Source organism: Aeromonas sp. ZOR0002, from assembly GCF_963866995.1.
GTDB classification, from domain to species: domain Bacteria; phylum Pseudomonadota; class Gammaproteobacteria; order Enterobacterales; family Aeromonadaceae; genus Aeromonas; species Aeromonas caviae.
The window spans coordinates 1-545 of sequence record NZ_CAWMFQ010000256.1 but is presented as its reverse complement, the minus strand read 5'-3'; the positions used below and the strand labels follow the sequence as shown (position 1 = coordinate 545).

Here is a 545-nt window from a genome sequence, read left to right as displayed (position 1 = left end):
CGGGGTGACAAGGTGCCCGCCGGCAGTCTGGCGGCGGATCGGGTGCTGCGCCTCGAGGTGGTGTCCGAACCCGGCAACAACGCCATCGACCGCATCCTGCATCTCATCGAGGAGGCCGAGACCCAGCGCGCGCCCATCGAGCGCTTCATCGACCGCTTCAGTCGCTGGTATACCCCGGCCATGATGCTGGTCGCCCTGCTGGTGGTGCTGGTACCGCCGCTCGCCTTCGGCCAGAGCTGGGACGAGTGGGTCTATCGCGGGCTGGCGCTGCTGCTGATCGGTTGCCCCTGCGCCCTGGTCATCTCCACCCCGGCGGCAGTCACCTCGGCGCTGGCGGCAGCCACCCGACAGGGGGCCCTCATCAAGGGGGGCGCCGCGCTGGAGCGCCTCGCCCACATCGATACCCTGGCCTTTGACAAGACCGGCACCCTGACTCTGGGCAAGCCGCAGCTGACCGAACTGGTGAGCCTCAATGGCCAGCCTGAGGCCGACCTGCTGGCGCTGGCGGCGGCCATCGAGCAGGGCTCCCACCACCCGCTGGCCCG

The 545-nt window shown here is 70.3% G+C and carries 1 protein-coding gene; it reads left to right on the top strand.

All coding sequences use genetic code 11. The features are described 5' to 3' along the window. On the top strand, positions 1 to 545 hold a 545-nt coding region (locus AACR77_RS14075), incomplete at both ends, for an HAD-IC family P-type ATPase (RefSeq protein ID WP_042882384.1).